This is a genomic window from Granulibacter bethesdensis CGDNIH1, assembly GCF_000014285.2.
In the GTDB taxonomy this organism is placed as follows: domain Bacteria; phylum Pseudomonadota; class Alphaproteobacteria; order Acetobacterales; family Acetobacteraceae; genus Granulibacter; species Granulibacter bethesdensis.
Map to the genome: position 1 here is coordinate 1,315,092 of NC_008343.2, position 17,782 is coordinate 1,332,873.

At 56.7% G+C, this 17,782-nt stretch carries 19 protein-coding genes and 1 tRNA gene; 17 read left to right on the forward strand and 3 right to left on the reverse strand.

Going from position 1 to position 17,782, the window contains the following annotated elements:
- Positions 1-116 precede the first annotated feature (116 nt).
- The 12 genes from GBCGDNIH1_RS18425 (at position 117) to GBCGDNIH1_RS18480 (ending at position 10,838) form a co-directional block, all read left to right on the forward strand.
- Positions 117-191 (forward strand) — tRNA-Thr (locus GBCGDNIH1_RS18425).
- A gap of 45 nt (positions 192-236) precedes the next feature.
- The gene (eno, locus tag GBCGDNIH1_RS18430; protein ID WP_011631888.1) at positions 237-1,514 is read left to right on the forward strand and encodes a phosphopyruvate hydratase; all 1,278 of its coding nucleotides are present in this window, start codon (positions 237-239) and stop codon (positions 1,512-1,514) included.
- A 150-nt stretch (positions 1,515-1,664) separates the two neighbouring features.
- Positions 1,665-1,985 (forward strand): FtsB family cell division protein, encoded by a 321-nt coding sequence (locus GBCGDNIH1_RS18435; protein ID WP_157691995.1) that lies wholly within the window; start codon positions 1,665-1,667, stop codon positions 1,983-1,985.
- 207 nt (positions 1,986-2,192) lie between these two features.
- On the forward strand, positions 2,193-3,242 hold the full coding sequence (gene pdhA, locus GBCGDNIH1_RS18440) for a pyruvate dehydrogenase (acetyl-transferring) E1 component subunit alpha (RefSeq protein ID WP_025318987.1): 1,050 nt from the start codon (positions 2,193-2,195) through the stop codon (positions 3,240-3,242).
- 2 nt (positions 3,243-3,244) lie between these two features.
- Entirely contained in the window at positions 3,245-4,612 is a 1,368-nt protein-coding gene (locus tag GBCGDNIH1_RS18445) for a pyruvate dehydrogenase complex E1 component subunit beta (protein WP_011631891.1), read from the forward strand.
- Between the two features lie 3 nt (positions 4,613-4,615).
- On the forward strand, positions 4,616-5,866 hold the full coding sequence (locus GBCGDNIH1_RS18450; RefSeq protein WP_011631892.1) for a pyruvate dehydrogenase complex dihydrolipoamide acetyltransferase: 1,251 nt from the start codon (positions 4,616-4,618) through the stop codon (positions 5,864-5,866).
- Positions 5,863-6,366 (forward strand): GNAT family N-acetyltransferase, encoded by a 504-nt coding sequence (locus GBCGDNIH1_RS18455; RefSeq protein WP_011631893.1) that lies wholly within the window; start codon positions 5,863-5,865, stop codon positions 6,364-6,366. Before GBCGDNIH1_RS18450 ends, GBCGDNIH1_RS18455 begins: the two co-directional genes overlap by 4 nt.
- 3 nt (positions 6,367-6,369) lie before the next feature.
- Positions 6,370-7,767, forward strand: a complete 1,398-nt coding sequence (lpdA, locus tag GBCGDNIH1_RS18460; RefSeq protein ID WP_011631894.1) for a dihydrolipoyl dehydrogenase — start codon at positions 6,370-6,372, stop codon at positions 7,765-7,767.
- Positions 7,768-7,839: 72 nt separating this feature from the next.
- Positions 7,840-8,820 (forward strand): lipoyl synthase, encoded by a 981-nt coding sequence (gene lipA / locus GBCGDNIH1_RS18465; RefSeq protein ID WP_025318986.1) that lies wholly within the window; start codon positions 7,840-7,842, stop codon positions 8,818-8,820.
- Complete coding sequence (locus GBCGDNIH1_RS18470) at positions 8,820-9,308, forward strand: type II toxin-antitoxin system RatA family toxin (RefSeq protein WP_011631896.1); 489 nt, start codon at positions 8,820-8,822, stop codon at positions 9,306-9,308. The genes lipA and GBCGDNIH1_RS18470 overlap by 1 nt, the downstream gene beginning before the upstream one ends.
- Positions 9,309-9,435: 127 nt before the next feature.
- Complete coding sequence (locus GBCGDNIH1_RS18475) at positions 9,436-9,879, forward strand: hypothetical protein (RefSeq protein WP_011631897.1); 444 nt, start codon at positions 9,436-9,438, stop codon at positions 9,877-9,879.
- A gap of 80 nt (positions 9,880-9,959) precedes the next feature.
- Complete coding sequence (locus GBCGDNIH1_RS18480) at positions 9,960-10,838, forward strand: dimethylarginine dimethylaminohydrolase family protein (RefSeq protein ID WP_011631898.1); 879 nt, start codon at positions 9,960-9,962, stop codon at positions 10,836-10,838.
- A 3-nt stretch (positions 10,839-10,841) separates the two neighbouring features.
- On the opposite strand, the gene GBCGDNIH1_RS18485 is transcribed toward GBCGDNIH1_RS18480, so the two are convergent.
- The 3 genes from GBCGDNIH1_RS18485 to GBCGDNIH1_RS18495 are packed head-to-tail and all read right to left on the reverse strand — an operon-like array spanning position 10,842 to position 13,951.
- Positions 10,842-11,333 carry a CinA family protein gene (locus GBCGDNIH1_RS18485; RefSeq protein ID WP_011631899.1) on the reverse strand — a complete coding sequence of 164 codons (492 nt, stop codon included), beginning with the start codon at positions 11,331-11,333 and terminating at the stop codon, positions 10,842-10,844.
- 30 nt (positions 11,334-11,363) lie between these two features.
- Positions 11,364-11,822 (reverse strand): phosphatidylglycerophosphatase A family protein, encoded by a 459-nt coding sequence (locus GBCGDNIH1_RS18490; protein WP_025318983.1) that lies wholly within the window; start codon positions 11,820-11,822, stop codon positions 11,364-11,366.
- Positions 11,823-11,830: 8 nt separating this feature from the next.
- Positions 11,831-13,951: a lytic transglycosylase domain-containing protein gene (locus GBCGDNIH1_RS18495; protein WP_011631901.1), complete on the reverse strand. Its 2,121-nt coding sequence runs from the start codon at positions 13,949-13,951 to the stop codon at positions 11,831-11,833.
- A gap of 108 nt (positions 13,952-14,059) precedes the next feature.
- Here GBCGDNIH1_RS18495 and dapA point away from each other — a divergent pair, with 108 nt between their 5' ends.
- From dapA to GBCGDNIH1_RS18520, 5 genes are all read left to right on the forward strand, one after another.
- Complete coding sequence (gene dapA, locus GBCGDNIH1_RS18500) at positions 14,060-14,950, forward strand: 4-hydroxy-tetrahydrodipicolinate synthase (protein ID WP_043452795.1); 891 nt, start codon at positions 14,060-14,062, stop codon at positions 14,948-14,950.
- Positions 14,951-14,958: 8 nt separating this feature from the next.
- Entirely contained in the window at positions 14,959-15,447 is a 489-nt protein-coding gene (gene smpB, locus GBCGDNIH1_RS18505; RefSeq protein WP_011631903.1) for an SsrA-binding protein SmpB, read from the forward strand.
- 140 nt (positions 15,448-15,587) lie between these two features.
- Positions 15,588-16,409, forward strand: coding sequence for an FkbM family methyltransferase (locus tag GBCGDNIH1_RS18510; protein WP_011631904.1), 822 nt, complete (start codon positions 15,588-15,590; stop codon positions 16,407-16,409).
- A 50-nt stretch (positions 16,410-16,459) separates the two neighbouring features.
- Positions 16,460-17,275, forward strand: a complete 816-nt coding sequence (locus tag GBCGDNIH1_RS18515) for an FkbM family methyltransferase (protein ID WP_011631905.1) — start codon at positions 16,460-16,462, stop codon at positions 17,273-17,275.
- Between the two features lie 20 nt (positions 17,276-17,295).
- Positions 17,296-17,772 carry a DUF2721 domain-containing protein gene (locus GBCGDNIH1_RS18520; RefSeq protein ID WP_011631906.1) on the forward strand — a complete coding sequence of 159 codons (477 nt, stop codon included), beginning with the start codon at positions 17,296-17,298 and terminating at the stop codon, positions 17,770-17,772.
- The last annotated feature ends 10 nt before the right edge of the window (positions 17,773-17,782 follow it).

The window sequence follows — 17,782 nt, forward strand, 5'->3', positions numbered from 1 at the left end:
ACCTCCCGAACTGGCTGCTTTCCCTCCGGACCAATAAAAAACCCTGCATTTCAGGGCTTGCGCTGTGTGCGGAGAGGGGGTAGGAACCGCGCCGCGGCGGAATGCTGCGTGCTGGCGCTGTTGTAGCTCAGGGGTAGAGCACTCCCTTGGTAAGGGAGAGGTCCAGGGTTCAAATCCCTGCAACAGCACCATTCGCCCGGCTTTAAACGCCGAGAGACAAAGCACGGGATACCGCAATGGCCGCAATCGCAGATATCATCGCCCGCGAAATTCTCGACAGCCGGGGGAATCCCACGGTTGAGGTCGATGTCACCCTTGAAAGCGGCGCTCAGGGCCGTGCCGCTGTACCGTCCGGCGCTTCCACCGGTGCGCATGAAGCAGTCGAACTTCGCGACGGGGATAAAAGCCGCTATGGCGGCAAGGGCGTGCTGCATGCTGTCAGCTTTGTGGAAGGCGAGATCTTTGAGGCCATTGGTGGCATGGATGCCTCCGAACAGCTTCGTATTGATGAAACCCTGATTGCCGTTGACGGCACCCCTAACAAATCCCGTCTGGGCGCTAATGCGATGCTGGCTGTTTCGCTGGCCACTGCCAAGGCTGCTGCGAATCATCAGGGCGTTCCGCTGTATCGCTATCTTGGCGGTGTGTATGCACGCACCCTGCCGGTGCCGATGATGAACATCGTGAATGGCGGCAAGCATGCCGATAACCCCATCGATATTCAGGAATTCATGATCCAGCCGGTTGCCGCACCGACGATTGCGGATGCGGTGCGGGTGGGGGCTGAAATCTTTGCCGCCCTCAAGAAGGAACTGAGCGCAGCCGGTCACAACACCAATGTCGGGGATGAAGGCGGTTTTGCACCCGGCCTTAAATCGGCGGAAGAAGCTCTTTCCTTCATCACCAAGGCCTGTGAAAAGGCTGGCTATCGTCCGGGTGAGGACGTCACCTTTGCGCTGGACTGCGCTGCGACCGAGTTCTTCAAGGACGGGGTCTATGATCTGGAAGGCGAAGGCAAAAAATTCGATGCGGCCGGAATGGTCCGCTATCTGGAAGATCTGGCCGCGAAGTTCCCGATCGTCTCTATTGAGGATGGTTTGGCCGAAGATGACTGGGAAGGCTGGAAGCTGCTGACCGATACGCTTGGCCGCAAGGTCCAGCTGGTGGGCGATGATCTGTTCGTCACCAACCCGGATCGTCTGCGTCATGGCATCGCATTGGGAACTGCCAACGCGATTCTGGTGAAGGTCAACCAGATCGGTACCCTCTCTGAGACGCTGGAAGCCGTGGAAACCGCGCATCGCGCCGGTTATGCGGCGGTCATGAGCCACCGTTCAGGTGAAACCGAGGATTCGACCATTGCTGACCTCGCTGTTGCCACCAATTGCGGTCAGATCAAGACCGGCAGCCTGTCCCGTAGTGATCGCACCGCGAAATATAATCAGCTGATCCGTATTGAGCAGGATCTTGACACATCCGGCCGTTATGCGGGTCGCACTATCTTGCGGGGCTGAAACAAATCGGGATAAAGCCGCCGCGTTTTTGCAACATGGTTTGGTTTTCTGTTTAGAAAACGATTTAACGGGCAGTCAGATGATGGGCTGCCCGTTATCTTTATGTCAGCCTGGTAGTTGATCGGGGCAGGGGAGCAGCCAATGGCATTCATGCGGACAGTCAGACGGAAGCTGAAAAGCGCGGTGGCCCCTACCGTGTTTCTGGCATTGCTCGGATATTTCAGTTGGAACGTCACCCGCGGTAATCTGGGTCTGCAATCCTACCACGAGCATCAGGCGGATATGATGCAGGCAGCAAAAGATCTTGAGGCTGCCAAGGCCGATCTTGCCTCTTGGGAGCGGCGGATCAAGGGCCTCGGTTCATCTCGTCTCGATACCGATTCATTGGATGAGAGGTCCCGGGCCATGCTCAATCTGGCTGATCCCACCGATATCGTAGTGATGTATCCCAAGGGTGATAAACTGTTCTGACCTGTTTCCCCCACAACTCGACGAAAGCTTGATGCGTCAGCACCGCTTTTAAAGCACCTTCTGAACCGTAAAATGCATCGTTGCGCAATCTCGGGTCTTTCTTAACTAAACAACTGACTTATAAGCCTTTTAGGGGGCTTCCTCGCTTGTCGCGCAATTTTCTTGCGGCTACGTCTTGGAGACGGAGTGCCGGAGGAAATGACCGAGATGGCGCGTATGACGCAGGCCACAAAAGGCAACAGGACACCCGATAACAGGGGTCAAAAAATATCTGATCAGCGACCGCTCGATCAGAAAGCACTACTGACTGCTTTTCAGGATATGATGCTGATCCGCCGCTTCGAGGAAAAGGCGGGACAATTATACGGCATGGGGCTGATCGGTGGTTTCTGCCACCTGTATATCGGTCAGGAAGCCGTCGTTGTGGGCATTCAGGCCGCACTGGAGGACGGTGATCAGGTCGTCACATCCTACCGCGATCATGGGCATATGCTCGCAACGGGCATGGACCCGAAAGGTGTGATGGCTGAGCTGACTGGACGCCGGGACGGTTATTCCCGGGGAAAAGGCGGTTCCATGCACATGTTCAGCCGGGAGAAGAATTTCTACGGCGGTCATGGCATTGTCGGCGCACAGGTGCCGATTGCGGCTGGTATCGCCTATGCCAATCAGTATCGCGGCAATGGCAAGGTCAGTGTCGTTTATTATGGTGATGGCGCTTCCAGCCAGGGGCAGGTGTATGAGACTTATAATCTTGCCGCCTTGCTGAAGCTGCCGGTTCTGTTCGTGATCGAGAACAACAAATACGGCATGGGTACCAGCGTCGATCGCGCCACGGCGTCTCATGATTTGTCGCAAAACGGCACACCCTGGAACATTCCGGGCCGTCAGGTGGACGGGATGGACGTACAGGCCGTCTATGAGGCGGCCCGGGAGGCCGTCGCGCATTGCCGCTCCGGCAAGGGGCCGTATCTGCTGGAAATGCAGACCTACCGCTATCGCGGTCATTCCATGTCTGATCCCGGCAAATACCGGACGCGGGAGGAAATCCAGAAAATGCGGGCCGAGCGTGACTGCATTGATCATGCCCGTCAGGAACTGATCGCCCTCGGTACGGATGAGACTGTTCTGAAAGAAATCGAGGACGCGATCAAAAAGCGCGTGGCCGAGGCAGCCACTTTCGCTCAGGAAAGCCCGGAGCCGGATGAATCGGAGCTGTGGACCGATATTCTGGCCGAAAATGGGGTGGAAGCATAAAGATGGCGACGCAGATTTTAATGCCGGCGCTCAGCCCGACCATGACGGAGGGGCGGCTGGCACGTTGGCTGGTCAAGGCGGGGGATACGATCAGTGCCGGTGACGTTGTGGCTGAAATCGAAACCGACAAAGCCACTATGGAAGTTGAAGCTGTCGATGAGGGGCGCATCAGCCGTCTGCTGGTCGAGGAAGGCGCAGAAGGGGTCGCGGTAAATACCCCGATTGCCGAGCTGGCGGAAGAAGGTGAAAGCGAGGCTCCGGCCACATCATCGGCGCCACCTTCGCTTCAGCAGGATAAAGAAGCTCCGAAGGAACCGCTAAAAGCTCCCCCCACTGCTCCAGCCACTGTCATATCCGCTGCCGAAGAAAAAGATTGGGGTCCGACGAAGCCGATCACGGTGCGCGAAGCCCTGCGGGATGCGATGGCGGCGGAGATGCGATCAGATGATCGCGTTTTCCTCCTGGGTGAGGAAGTGGCGCAATATCAGGGTGCGTACAAGGTCAGTCAGGGATTACTCGACGAATTCGGTGAGAAGCGTGTGATGGATACGCCGATTACCGAACATGGATTTGCCGGTTTTGCCGTGGGCGCAGCCATGGCCGGGTTGCGGCCGATCTGCGAGTTCATGACCTTCAACTTCGCCATGCAGGCCATCGACCAGATCATCAATTCCGCCGCGAAGACACGGTATATGTCGGGCGGTCAGATGAGTTGTCCCATCGTGTTCCGGGGACCGAACGGCGCGGCCAGCCGGGTCGCGGCCCAGCATAGCCAGTGTTATGCCAGCTGGTACGCCCATGTGCCCGGTTTGAAAGTGGTGGCGCCATGGTCCTCGGCGGATGCCAAGGGGCTGTTGCGCGCTGCCATTCGTGATCCCAACCCGGTGATCGTGCTGGAGAATGAAATTCTCTACGGCCAGAGTTTTGATTGCCCGGTGGATGAGGATTTCGTCCTGCCCATTGGCCGTGCGAAAATAGAGCGTGTCGGGACGGATGTGACAATCGTCGCTTTCAGCATCGCGGTCGGGACGGCGCTGAAAGCCGCGGAGCAGCTGGCGGATCAAGGCATCTCGGCGGAAGTGATCAATCTGCGCAGCTTGCGACCGCTGGATACCGATACCATCGTGCGCAGCGTGAAGAAGACCAGCCGCCTGGTCACGGTGGAAGAAGGCTGGCCGTTTGCTGGTATTGGTGCGGAAATCGCCATGCAGATCATGGAGCATTGTTTCGACTGGCTGGATGCTCCGCCGATCCGGGTGCACGGGCTGGATGTGCCACTTCCCTATGCCGCCAATCTGGAAAAGCTGGCCTTGCCGCAGCCTGAATGGGTTGTGGATGCGGTCAATCGCTCCATGCAGGGGGCACGCTGAGTCATGGCAACCACTATTCTGATGCCCGCGCTCAGCCCGACCATGACGGAAGGCACCCTGGCGCGCTGGCTCAAGAAAGAAGGCGATACCATCACCGCTGGCGACGTGATCGCCGAAATCGAGACCGACAAGGCCACCATGGAGGTTGAAGCCGTCGATGAGGGCGTGCTCGGTCGTATTCTGGTGCCGGACGGAACCGAGGGTGTGGCCGTCAACGCCCCTATCGCCATTCTGGTCGAGGAAGGGGAGGCTATACCCGATCAGGGGGATATTCCGGCTCCTGCCAAGGCTTCTGCCATTCCTGCCGCTGAAAGCTCCGTTCCTGCGAAACTGGAACCGAAGGCTATTGCCTCTTCAGGGCCGGACAGAACAGAAAATCGTATCTTCGCTTCTCCGCTCGCACGGCGTATCGCAAAGGAGGCCGGAATTGATCTGACATCATTGACTGGCAGTGGGCCCTCAGGCCGTATTCTCCGAGCGGATGTCGAAAAAGCGAAGGGAACGGGTGGAAAACCGGCTTCGGCATCTACTGCTGCTCCGGCGGCAACGGGTGCAACTCATAAGCTGGTGCCGCATTCCGGCATGCGCCGCACCATTGCCCGTCGTCTGACCGAGGCCAAGCAAACCATCCCGCATTTCTATGTGACGATGGATGTCGCACTGGATGCGCTGCTGAAGCTGCGTGCCGATTTGAATGCCCGCTCTCCGGCGGAGGGGCAGGAAGGTGCGTTCAAGCTCTCCGTGAATGATCTGATCATCAAGGCGGCGGGACTGGCCCTGCGCCGTGTGCCGGGCGTCAATGCTGCGTGGAGCGAGGACGGAATCCTGTTGTTCGAGGATGTGGATATCAGCGTCGCCGTGTCCATTCCCGACGGGCTGATAACCCCGATTATCCGTCAGGCCGACCGCAAGGGCGTGGTCTCCATCAGCACGGAAATGAAGGAACTGGCGGCGAGAGCACGCAAGGGCGGATTGCAACCCTCGGATTATCAGGGGGGTGGCTTCTCCATTTCCAATCTCGGCATGTATGGCGTACGGGACTTTGCAGCGATCATCAATCCACCGCAGGCCGCCATTCTGGCAGTGGGGGCTGGTGAGCAGCGCCCTGTGGTCAGGGATGGAGCCTTGGCCGTTGCCACGGTAATGAGTTGCACCCTGTCGGTGGATCATCGCGTGGTGGATGGCGCGCTTGGGGCGCAATGGTTGGGTGCGTTCCGGCAGATCGTTGAAGATCCATTGAGTCTGCTGCTGTGAGTCGGGTGATCCTGACAAATGGACGTTTCCTGATTCGCGAAGCGAACCGGGGTGACGTTCCGCATCTTGTGCGCTTCATCCGCGATCTGGCGACATTCGAGCAGTTATCCCATGAAGCGATCGCAAACGAAGAGGATTTCGAACAGGCATTTTTTGGCCCGTTTCCCCGCGTGTTCGCGCTGCTTGCCTGTGTGGAGGGAAAGCCGGTCGGGGTTGCCGTCTGGTACTACACGTTCAGCACTTTCACCGGACGGCACGGGATTTATCTGGAGGATCTTTATGTCGATCCGCCGTTCCGCCGGCGTGGCATCGCACAGGGGTTTTTCACGTCTCTGGCCCGGATTGCGGTGCAGGAGGGGTTACGACGGTTCGAATGGGCCGTGCTGGACTGGAATGAGGATGCCATCACTTTCTATCGCCGCATGGGTGCTGTCGGCATGGAAGAATGGACAGTCCAGCGCGTGACGGGGGAGGCGCTTGAGCGTCTCGCGGAGGATTAGGATATGGCGGACACGGTATTCGATCTGATTGTCGTCGGTGGTGGTCCGGGCGGCTATGTCGCGGCCATCCGCGCGGCCCAGTTGGGGATGAAAACCGCTCTGGTGGAGCGGGCGCATCTGGGGGGTATCTGTCTCAACTGGGGCTGTATTCCCACCAAGGCATTGCTACGGGCAGCAGAAATCAACCATCTGCTGCACCATCTGTCCGATTTTGGTTTTGCGGCCGACAATATCCGTTACGATCTTGATGCCGTGGTGAAACGCTCCCGCACCGTGGCCGGGCAGCTTTCGTCCGGGGTCAAGCACCTGCTGAAAAAGAACAAGGTTACGGTGTTCGACGGGCATGCCAGACTGTCCGGGCGGCATCGGCTGGATGTGTCGAAAGACGGGCAGCCTGTCGCCACGCTGGAAGCGCCGCATATCGTGCTGGCGACCGGTGCACGGGCAAGGCAATTGCCGGGGCTGGAAGCGGATGGCACGCTGATCTGGAGCTATCGTGAGGCGATGGTGCCGAAAGCCCTGCCGAAACGCCTCCTGGTGGTAGGGTCAGGCGCAATCGGCATCGAATTCGCCAGTTTTTATCGCTCGCTTGGCTCCGAGGTGACAGTGCTGGAAGCGGTAGAACGCATCCTGCCGGCTGAGGACGAAGAAATAGCCGCCTTCGCCCGCAAATCCTTCGAGGCTCAGGGCATGACCATTCATACCGGCGTGAAAATCGGGAAGGTGGAAAAGGGCCGCGATGAGGTCACGATCTCCTTCGAGGCAGCCGGCAAAAAACACTCTCTTACCGTGGATCGGATCATTGCCGCGGTCGGGATTGTCGGCAATGTCGAAAATCTGGGTCTGGAAGGCACGGCCGTTACCATCGAAAAAACCCATATCGTCACAGACGGGCTTGGCCGCACCGGAGAAGACGGGGTTTATGCCATCGGCGATCTGACCGGCCCGCCATGGCTGGCGCACAAGGCCAGTCACGAGGCCGTGTTGTGTGTCGAGGCGATTGCAGGGCTGGATGTGCATCCGCTCGATATCACCAACATTCCCGGCTGCACCTATTGCCGCCCGCAGATTGCCTCGGTCGGCCTGACGGAGGCAAAGGCGCGGGAACGCGGATATGAGGTCAGGGTGGGCCGCTTCCCCTTTATCGGCAATGGCAAGGCAATTGCGATGGGGGAGGCGGAGGGACTGACCAAAACCATTTTCGATGCCAAAACCGGGGAATTGCTCGGCGCGCATATGGTCGGGCCGGAGGTGACGGAAATGATTCAGGGCTTCACCATCGCCCGCACTCTGGAAACCACGGAAGCCGAGCTGATGCACACGGTGTTCCCGCATCCCACTGTCAGCGAGACCATGCATGAGGCCGTGCTGGATGCGTATGGTCGTGCCCTTCATTTCTGATTACGCTGCCAAGCGGGTTGACGGGACACCACGTGCGTCCCATCTCCCGTTTTGCGTTTACGGAGCCGTGCCATGGTCACGCGCGTTCTGATTGATCACCGGCAGGGTGGCCGGCATGAGGCTGGCGTCCGGCACCCGGAGAAACAGCACCGCCCGGATAATCCGTCGCAGCCGAAACCGTCATGGATCAGGGTCAAGGCTCCGAACCATCCCGTCTATCACCAGACGCAGGCGCTGATGCGGGAAAACCGCCTCACCACGGTGTGTGAGGAAGCAGCCTGCCCCAATATCGGTGAATGCTGGAGCCAGCGTCACGCTACCATGATGATTATGGGCGATACCTGCACGCGGGCATGCAGCTTCTGCAACGTCAAAACCGGCCTGCCACATGCTCTGGATGGCGATGAACCGGCCCGGGTAGCGGATGCAGTGGCGCGACTGGGGCTGCGCCATGTCGTGATTACCTCCGTGGATCGGGACGATCTGAATGATGGTGGTGCTGCGCATATCGCGGCGGTCATAAAAGCTGTCAGATTGGCGGCACCCGAGACCACGATTGAGGTGCTGACCCCGGATTTCCTGCGCAAACCGGGCGCTGCCGAGACTGTGGCGGAGGCTCGTCCGGACGTTTTCAACCATAATCTGGAAACCGTTCCCCGGCTTTACCCTGCCATCCGGCCTGGGGCGCGGTATTTTCAGTCTTTGCGCCTGCTGGATCAGGTCAAGCGACTGGATCCGTCCATTTTCACCAAATCGGGATTGATGGTCGGGTTGGGGGAAGATCGGGCTGAAATTGCTCAGGTCATGGATGATCTGCGCATTGCAGAGGTCGATTTCATCACGCTGGGACAGTATTTGCAGCCGACCCCCAAGCATGCGGCCGTGGATAGGTTCGTGACACCGGATGAGTTTTCGGATTATGCCTCCATGGCTCGATCGAAAGGCTTCCTGATGGTTTCATCCTCGCCGTTGACCCGCAGCTCCTATCACGCCGATGCCGATTTTGCGGCCCTGCGCGCGGCCCGGATGGAACAGCAGCAGCGGATTGCCTGATGCCCAAACACGCTGAACGCAAATCCGTCCCCTATCAGGCCGCGCAGATGTTCGATCTGGTGGCGGATGTCGGGCGTTATCCCGAATTTTTGCCATGGTGCGTTGGTGCGCGGGTCAGAAGCCGGACTGAAACCCTGATGATCGCCGATCTGACGATCGGTTTCGGCCCGTTCCGCGAAACCTTTACCAGCCGCGTCGGGCTGCATCGGCCGGAGCGGATTGATGTGCGGTATGAAAACGGCCCGTTCCGCTATCTGAACAATCGCTGGACATTCATCCCGCATGCCAATGGCTGCACGATTGATTTTTTCGTGGATTTTGAATTCCGCAACCGGCTGCTTCAGGCAGCTATCGGCACTGTGTTTACCGAAACAGTGCGGCGTATGGTCAATGCTTTCCTGAAACGGGCGGAAAATCTGTACGGCGTGATGCCTGATCAGGGCAGGGTAGTCACAGAAACAGGAAGTACCGCGCCCGTCAGAAGCTAATGCGTCCTGGAGACTGATTTTTTCTCAATCGTGCCATAAAGCCGCCTCGCTATCGACATGATGTGAGAATAAATCAATTCTTGGTTGATGAGGTCGATCTGGCCGAACCGAACAAGGATTGAAAACCATGCGATTTGTATCGCTGCTGCCTTCATCTCTGGCGCTGAGCCTGCTACTGGCTGGCCTGACGGTTTCCCAACCGTCCATGGCGGCTGATCAGACCGGAAATGCGCCTGTTACCACTGCTGCACCGGTTGCTTCTGCTCCTTCCCCGGCCGCCGTAGAAAAGCCGAAAGATCATCGCCATCGTACGCTGGCGCAGCGTTTCGAGGATGCCAACACCACCCATGATGGCAAATTGACACCCGAACAGGCGCAAAAAGGCATGCCGTTTGTCGCTCGGGATTTTGCGAAAATCGACAAAACCGCCAAAGGCTATGTGACGCTTGACGACATTCATGCTTATCAGAAGGAACGCCGTGCCGAGCGTAAGGCGAAGAAAGCTGCTGAAGCCGCTGCCAAGGCTGCTCCAACCGCAACAACTACCCCTTCTGCTCCCGCAGCACACTGAATTGTAATCGCATGACGATAACGGTCTGACCGTGGCAAGGTGTTCTGATCGCTGGCCAGCTTTGAAAACAAGGAGCGATTATGATTCAGCGTCTAAACGGTCAGGCCGTCGAGACTCCCCAGATCCTGATGACGGATCCGGCACATTACACCGTCTCCTACGCCATCAATCCATGGATGGACCCGGATAGCTGGGCGGCAGACGCGGAGACCAATGCCGCTGCTGCAAAAAAATCCGCTGACAGGCTGGTGGAACATTTACGGGCCTGCGGTGCCAGTCTTGAAATCATTCCCGGTGCGCCCGGCCTGCCGGATATGGTGTTTCCCGCCAATGCCGGAACGGTGCTGGATGGACGCATGCTCCTGGCCCGCTTTCTTCATCCACAGCGTCAGGGGGAGGAGCCATATTTTCTGGCCGCGTTCGAAAGCCTGAAAGAACGTGGCATTTTGCAGGATATCGCTTTTCTTCCTGAAGGGGCCGTGCAGGAAGGGGCCGGAGATGCAATCTGGGATCGGCGCCGCGGATTTTTCTGGACCGGTTTTGGTCAGCGCAGCAACCGGGAAGGGGTGGAAGCCGTTGCCCGTTATTTCAGCCAGGATGTTGTCACGCTGGAACTGGCGACGCCACAATTCTATCATCTGGACACATGTTTCTGCCCACTGAGCGGCGGAGATGTATTGTATTATCCTCCCGCCTTTACCCCTGCCTCTCTGTCCGCGATCGAGGCACATGTCGCGCCTGAGCATCGCCTGGTGGCTGATCAGGAAGATGCCGACCGTTTTTGTGTGAACGCGGTTAACATCGGCCAGACTGTTATCATGGCACAGGCGGCGGCGCGACTGCGGGGAAGGCTGTCGGAGCGTGGCTATGTGGTCCGGGAGACAGATCTAACACCTTATATCATGTCCGGTGGCGGGGCTTACTGCATGACATTGCGGCTGGACCGTTCAAGCCGTTAGGTCTCAATCTCTGGCAGCTTCCCGCAGCATATGCAGGGCATGCACGACCGTGGCAGCCCTGACCTCGGTGCGGTTGCCGGAGAAAACCCGCGATTCCGTGATTGAGCCATGCAGGCGACGGGACAAGCCGAACCAGACCAGCCCGACCGGCTTACCTTCACTCTCTCCGGTAGGGCCGGCAATCCCTGTGACAGACAACGCAAACTCGGCATGGGAGGCATTCAGTGCCCCTTGGGCCATCGCCAGAGCCACTTCTTCACTTACGGCGCCCACTTCCTCGATCAGGGAGAGCGGCACGCCGAGCATCTCGCTTTTCGACGCATTGGAGTAGGTCACAAAGCCGCGATCAAACATTGCGCTGGCCCCGGAGATGGCTGTCAGGGTCGCGGCGATCAGGCCGCCTGTGCAGCTTTCCGCCGTAGCCACAACCTTACCACGTCGGGCAAAATCCTCGACCAGAGTGATTGCCTCGCGGATGATAGAATCCTCGATCATCGTATTTTACTCCCTTGATAATAAAAAATATTATCCAAGCAGATGGGGTGCAGCCAGCCGTATGAAAACAAGGATCATCGCCCCTGCAATTCCGGCCAGAATATCATCGCCCATCACGCCCATTGCATCTTTCTTCCTATCCGCCCAGCCGATTGGTCCAAGCTTCGTAATGTCCAGCACCCTGAAAATCAGAAACGCCAGAGCAAGGGCTGTGGTTGTGGGATGAAGGGGCAGGGCCAACATTGTAATCCACATACCGGCAAATTCGTCGATGACGACCCAGCCGGGATCATTGAGCGCTCCGCAGGCCCGTACAGCCCACCAGCCCCCCAGACAGGCTGCCAGAGCGGCAATGCCCAGCAACAGGGGTGACACCCACCAGAGGAAGGCTCCGGCAATCAGCGCGAAGGCCGTGCCAACGGTTCCGGCACCTTGCATGACGATCAGCCCGGAACCGAAGCCGCTGGCAATGAAACGGGGAATGTTCATGGAAACCTTCAATGCGCCAAAGCAGGAGCGGATAACAAGGGCGGCTCCGTCAATGAATCATTGCGTTTCGCACGATAAACCATTGTATTTTCAATCACTCTCTGAACATAGTTGCGCGTTTCGTTGAACGGAATTAACTCGATCCAGTCGATCGCGTTCTGGAAGCTGGCGTAATCTATGCGCCATGCATCGACCCGATGCGGACCGGCATTATATCCGGCGACGGCCAGTGGCACGGCTTGCCCAAAGCGATCCAGCAGCCCTTGCAGATAGGTGCTGCCCAGCCGGACATTCAGCGCTGGATCACTGAGAAGCTGAGCGGATGAGACGGTGATGCCCAAGGTTCGGGCGACCTGACTGGCGGTGGCAGGCATCAACTGCATCAAGCCACGTGCTCCGGCAGGGCTTTCCGCCTGCGGGTCGAAGCTGCTTTCCTGACGAATAATCCCCAGTGTCAGTGGCACCGGGGTTGCACTTTGTTCGACAGGTGCATCCGGCGGCCAGCCGGTAACGGGCAGCATCGCCCCATCACGGCCCATCCGGCGGGCCACAAAGACCGCGACATCCGGCAAACCAGCCTGTACCGCCAGATGTGCCGTCAGCGCATGGACTGTTCCGGCAGGCAGTTGACGACCAGCCTCGGCCTCATCCGCCTGCAACAGGAAAGCACGTGCCCGGCGGCTCTCTTCCCATGAAATCAGCAGCAGGGCGGCTCTGACCAACTCCTGCCCGGAATAGGATTCCAGTTGCGCACTGCTCCAGCCCGGATCGTTTAGAGAGCGGATATGCCGCCCCAGGCTGGATGGAGATTCTCCAGCCTGCAAGGCTCCAAGCTGCCCATAGAACGTGACAGGCCATGCTGCCGCCTGAAGCCACTCAGCCTTTGCCGTTGCCTCATCACCACGGGCCTGTGCAACCTCCCCGAGCCAGTAATGTGCCCTGGACAAGGTCAGCACGGCGTTGCCTGAGGAAAGCAATGAACGAAAACGATTTTCCGCAGCAGCAGGATCACGCAGAAAACGGAGCGCGATAAAACCAGCTAAAAACTCGCTTTCTGCCTTTTGTACAGGGGTTGAGGCACTCCCCCCCGTGATGACCTCGAAAGCCAGCCGGGCATTGTCTTGGCCGCCATCTTTCAGCAAGGCGCGGGCGAGGATTGTGCGTTCCTGCCGGAAGGCGGCGTTATGAGCAGCGGATTCCGCCTGTTCTGCGGTGTCACCATCCTGTTTCCAGACTGAGGCCGCATCCTGATCATGATCGGTCAGGCGCAGATAGCGCGCGCTGGCCAGCACCATCACGGGTGAGGATTTCGCCTCTCCCGACAGGGCGTTAAACAACGATAGAGCGGTTGGTTCCTTGCGCCACAGCGCAGCGAGGGCCGTGGCACTGGCACGATCAGAGGCGGGCAAATATGGAATCTGGCGGAAAGCCGCCTCCATATTGGTCAGCAGAAGGGCCTGATAGCGGGCTTTCCGGGTCTCTGCCGTTAAGGCCTGACTCCATTTTTGCCGTATCAAAGTCTCCTGCGTCTGATTGCCTTTGCCCTCGGCCCACAGTGTTCTGATCTGGTCCAGAGCAGTGCTGGTTGCTCCGGTTGCGCTCCATGCCTCGGCACAGCGAATCTGCGCATCGACCAGAGCAGGATGCAGCGAGTCGCAGAGAGAAGCCGCTTTGGCATTATCCTGTTCTGCCACAATGGCCTGATCGCGGCGGCGCGCCAGAGTCGATTGCATCGGCCAGCCCGGATTGGCTGCCATGAAGGCGGCAATATCCGGGGCGGACATCGCTCCGGGCGCCAATGCCCGATAAAATGTGACCAGCTTGACCGCGACCGGATCAGGGAGTGCCGATGCCTCAGCCATGGCCTGGTCCCATTGATCGGCACGGATCAGGGCACCGATCGTGTTTGTCGATGCTGGTGGTGAGGATTTTTTTATAACACTATCAGTGACTTGCGAAGAAATGCTGCCATCATGTGGCCGTGTGGAGCATCCCGTCTGGGCAATGACTGCCAGAAGAGTTGCCCAAAGGGTTACCCCCTGGCGGATACGCAACAGGGAAGGGATCATCGTGTTCACAATCATGCGGCTGGAGATGAGGGTGGAAAGCATTGCAGGGGAGTGTAGCAAGCGGCGATCTTGCAGCGCATCCCCCGCGCGCTTAGCTTCCGCGTTTTCGCAACATACCGCGTGACCCGGGCCGGCAGGCCTGGCCCGGTTCGTCTCAGGGAGCTTTCCATGTTCAAGGGGTCGCTTGTCGCGCTGATCACGCCCATGCGTGAGGACGGATCGGTGGATGAGGAAGCGCTGGCCCGCTTCGTCGACTGGCAGATCACCGAAGGAACGCACGGTCTGGTTCCGGTGGGAACGACCGGAGAATCAGCGACCCTGACGCATCATGAACACAAGCGCGTCGTCGAAATCACGGTAGAAGTCGCCAAAGGCCGCGTCCCTGTGATGGCGGGAGCCGGATCGAACAGCACAACGGAAGCCATTGATCTGGTTCGCCATGCGAAACAGGCCGGTGCCGATGCCGCGCTGGTGGTCACGCCGTATTACAACAAGCCGACTCAGGAAGGCCTGTACTTACATTACATGGCTATTGCCGATGCCGTGGAACTACCGATCTACATCTATAATATTCCCGGTCGTAGCGTGGTTGAGATGTCAATCGAAACGATGGCACGTCTGGCCCGCCATCCGAACATTGTTGGCGTCAAGGATGCGACAGCCAATCTGGTGAAGCCGCTTCAGACACGTCGTCTGTGCGGTGATGATTTCATCCAGCTCTCCGGTGAGGACCCGACAGCGGTGGCGTATCTGGCCGCTGGTGGCGCGGGTTGTATCAGTGTGACGGGCAACATCGCTCCGAAACTGTGCAGCCAGATGCAGACGGCATGGGCCGAGGGCCGTATCAAGGATGCTCAGGCCATTCAGCAACGTCTGTATCCGCTGCATGAAGCCATGTTTGTGGAAAGCAATCCCGTGCCGGTCAAATACGGAGCCTCCTTGCTCGGTCTGACAGCGGCTCGCTGCCGTCTGCCAATGGCGCCGATCAGCCAGGCGGCGGCTGAACGGGTTCGCGAGGCAATGACTGAAGTCGGCCTGCTGTCCCAATCAGCCGGATAATCAATCATATGGCGGAGACAAAAAGCGGCAAATCCGGGCTGATCAGCCATGGCGTCGCTGCCCAGAACCGTAAGGCGCGTTTCGATTACACCATCAAGGAAACGGTCGAGGCCGGACTTGTGCTCAAGGGGCCGGAGGTCAAATCCCTCCGGCATGGCCGCGCGACGTTAAGCGAAGCCTGGGCGGGAGAACGGGATGGCGAGATGTTCCTGTTCAACGCCTATATCCCGGAATATCAGGGTGGTGTGTTGTCCCGGTTCGAGCCGCGTTCCCCACGCAAGCTGCTGCTCAAGCGCAAGCAGATCAACCATCTGCTCGGGGCTGTTCAGAAACAGGGTCAGACAGTCGTGCCGCTCCAGATCCATTTCAATGAGCGCGGCATGGCCAAGGTGCTGCTGGGCGTTGCCGAAGGACGTAACAAGGCCGACAAACGCGCCGCCATTGCCTCCCGGGACTGGCAACGGGACAAGGCCCGGCTGATGCGGGAAAAAGGCTGATCTTTCACAGCTCAGGGACAAGGCCCGTGGAGGGTCTGCTTGTCTGAGTATTTAGTTTCCATAATATATCTTATACGACTTATAAATGCCTGATTGTGCTTCTTCTAAAATTATTACAATCACTTACAAGAGCATAATTTATGTCACGTCCCATTCACCGCCCTATCGCATTCATACTGACATCGACCGATCACGGAACAATGATCCTTAATCGAAATGACCATCATATCATTAGTCCTGAAACTATTTACGGCGTCGGTCACGATATATTGCGAGATTCGAGCTTTAATAGTTATGAAGTGGAATTGCTTTTGAATCTTCTGACATTGCGCAGACATTATTTTGGAGACGGAGTTTTTGCCATTGATGGTGGTGCGAATATAGGTGTCCACACTGTGGAATGGGCCAGATACATGACTGGTTGGGGCCGTGTCCTGAGCTTTGAGGCTCAGGAAGTTGTTTATTATGCTCTGGCTGGCAATATCGTCATCAATAACTGCCTGAATGCCCGTGCAAAGCTGGCAGCTATTGGTGAAAACGTGGGTGAATTAACCATTCCCCAACCTGATTATTTTTCCGCTGGCAGTTTCGGTAGTTTTGAAATCAAACAACGGCCAGATGGGGAATTTATCGGCCAGCCTATTTCTTATGCACCTTCGGATGGGGTAAGTATACCCATGCTGAGCATTGATTCTCTTGAGCTTGACCGTGTCGACTTTATCAAACTTGATATCGAGGGGATGGAGATTGAAGCTCTGCGAGGAGCCCAAGAAACCATTGAAAAATCGCGTCCAATTCTGTTCCTTGAAATGGCAAAATCCGATTCTGCTGAAATTTACAAATTTCTTAATGATAACAATTATAATTATTTTGAAGACAAGATAAATCTTTTTGCTCTTCATAAAGATGATCCCGTCTGGCCTCACATAAGCCATAATGCTAATAAAGTGCCTGAGCATTAAGCAATATTGAAGTTCTGACATAACTTCTTTTATCCGAAGGATATTTTATATTGGCTCCTTTCCGTCCTGTGGCATTCATCCTCGCGTCAACAGATCACGGGATGATGATCGTTAATCGAAACGATCATCACACTGATGATACCGGGAAAACTTTTGGCGTAGGATACGAACTGCTGCAATTTTCAAGCTTTACTTCGCAGGAAGTCAATTCTCTCCTGCAAATGTTTACTTTACGGCGACAGCAGTTCGGCGATGGTGTGGTCGCGATTGATGGTGGTGCGAATATAGGTGTGCACACTGTAGAATGGGCCAGACATATGACTGGATGGGGACATGTTTTAAGCTTTGAGGCTCAGGAAGTTGTTTATTATGCTTTGGCAGGCAATATCGTTATCAATAATTGCTTGAATGCTCATGCTAAACTTGCTGCACTGGGTGAAGAGGTAGGTGAATTAATAATTCCTCGACCTGATTATTTTAAGCCTTCGACTTTCGGAAGCCTGGAAATCAAGCCTCAACACTTGCATGAATATATTGGGCAACCGATTTCATACGACCCATCCATAGGCGTCGCTGTGCCTCTGGTAAGTATTGATTCCCTGAATCTTCAGCGTGTCGACTTTATCAAGCTGGATATCGAAGGAATGGAAGTTGAAGCTCTGAAAGGCGCGAAGAAGACCATTCAGGCTCATCGTCCAATCCTGTTTATTGAAGTTATTAAATCAGATATTGAACAGATTGTCAGTTTTTTTAATCAAATCGATTATCTATGCTTAAAAGATCAGATGAATATTTTTGCCATCCATAAGGATGACCCGATATGGCCGCATATCGCCTATAACGGCGATTCTTCTACGAACAGTTGAAGCCATAAGCATTCAAAATCATGCCCATCCCTTTTCTTCCCAGTGAGGCAGTCGATAGTACTGCCCATATGGTCCAGATCGCGCTGACACCTATTTTTCTGCTGAATGGTGTCGGCACGCTTCTGAATGTTTTCAATACCCGTCTGGCCCGTGTCTCAGACCATAATCAACGCTTGTCGGAGATGAGGCGTGATCCATCCTGTACGATTGATAAGGCAATTCTCGACATACACCGCCATCGCCTTCGCTGGCGGCTGCGTGCACTGGATGCGGCGATTGCCCTGACGGCATGTGCCGGGGCGGCGACCTGCGGCACCGCTTTTATTCTGTTTCTGGGCAGCCTGCATGACAGTGCCATTGCATCATGGCTCGAACTGTCTTTCGGGGCAGCGCTGATCTGTGTGATTTTGGCATTGATGTCGTTTTTTGCCGATACGATGCTGGCATGGCACGGTTTACGACGCGAAGGACCACTGCCTGATACGGCTTCCAAATAGGCAGCCTGTC

What these genes read in the sequence shown, in the direction of transcription:
- pdhA (WP_025318987.1), top strand. Translation starts at nt 2,193, where the DNA reads ATGGCGCGTATGACGCAGGCCACAAAAGGCAACAGGACACCCGATAAC.
- dapA (WP_043452795.1), top strand. Translation starts at nt 14,060, where the DNA reads ATGTTCAAGGGGTCGCTTGTCGCGCTGATCACGCCCATGCGTGAGGAC.
- lipA (WP_025318986.1), top strand. Translation starts at nt 7,840, where the DNA reads ATGGTCACGCGCGTTCTGATTGATCACCGGCAGGGTGGCCGGCATGAG.
- GBCGDNIH1_RS18485 (WP_011631899.1), bottom strand. Translation starts at nt 11,333, where the DNA reads ATGATCGAGGATTCTATCATCCGCGAGGCAATCACTCTGGTCGAGGAT.
- GBCGDNIH1_RS18435 (WP_157691995.1), top strand. Translation starts at nt 1,665, where the DNA reads ATGCGGACAGTCAGACGGAAGCTGAAAAGCGCGGTGGCCCCTACCGTG.
- smpB (WP_011631903.1), top strand. Translation starts at nt 14,959, where the DNA reads ATGGCGGAGACAAAAAGCGGCAAATCCGGGCTGATCAGCCATGGCGTC.
- GBCGDNIH1_RS18490 (WP_025318983.1), bottom strand. Translation starts at nt 11,822, where the DNA reads ATGAACATTCCCCGTTTCATTGCCAGCGGCTTCGGTTCCGGGCTGATC.
- GBCGDNIH1_RS18450 (WP_011631892.1), top strand. Translation starts at nt 4,616, where the DNA reads ATGGCAACCACTATTCTGATGCCCGCGCTCAGCCCGACCATGACGGAA.
- lpdA (WP_011631894.1), top strand. Translation starts at nt 6,370, where the DNA reads ATGGCGGACACGGTATTCGATCTGATTGTCGTCGGTGGTGGTCCGGGC.
- GBCGDNIH1_RS18445 (WP_011631891.1), top strand. Translation starts at nt 3,245, where the DNA reads ATGGCGACGCAGATTTTAATGCCGGCGCTCAGCCCGACCATGACGGAG.
- GBCGDNIH1_RS18510 (WP_011631904.1), top strand. Translation starts at nt 15,588, where the DNA reads ATGTCACGTCCCATTCACCGCCCTATCGCATTCATACTGACATCGACC.
- GBCGDNIH1_RS18470 (WP_011631896.1), top strand. Translation starts at nt 8,820, where the DNA reads ATGCCCAAACACGCTGAACGCAAATCCGTCCCCTATCAGGCCGCGCAG.
- eno (WP_011631888.1), top strand. Translation starts at nt 237, where the DNA reads ATGGCCGCAATCGCAGATATCATCGCCCGCGAAATTCTCGACAGCCGG.
- GBCGDNIH1_RS18480 (WP_011631898.1), top strand. Translation starts at nt 9,960, where the DNA reads ATGATTCAGCGTCTAAACGGTCAGGCCGTCGAGACTCCCCAGATCCTG.
- GBCGDNIH1_RS18475 (WP_011631897.1), top strand. Translation starts at nt 9,436, where the DNA reads ATGCGATTTGTATCGCTGCTGCCTTCATCTCTGGCGCTGAGCCTGCTA.
- GBCGDNIH1_RS18520 (WP_011631906.1), top strand. Translation starts at nt 17,296, where the DNA reads ATGCCCATCCCTTTTCTTCCCAGTGAGGCAGTCGATAGTACTGCCCAT.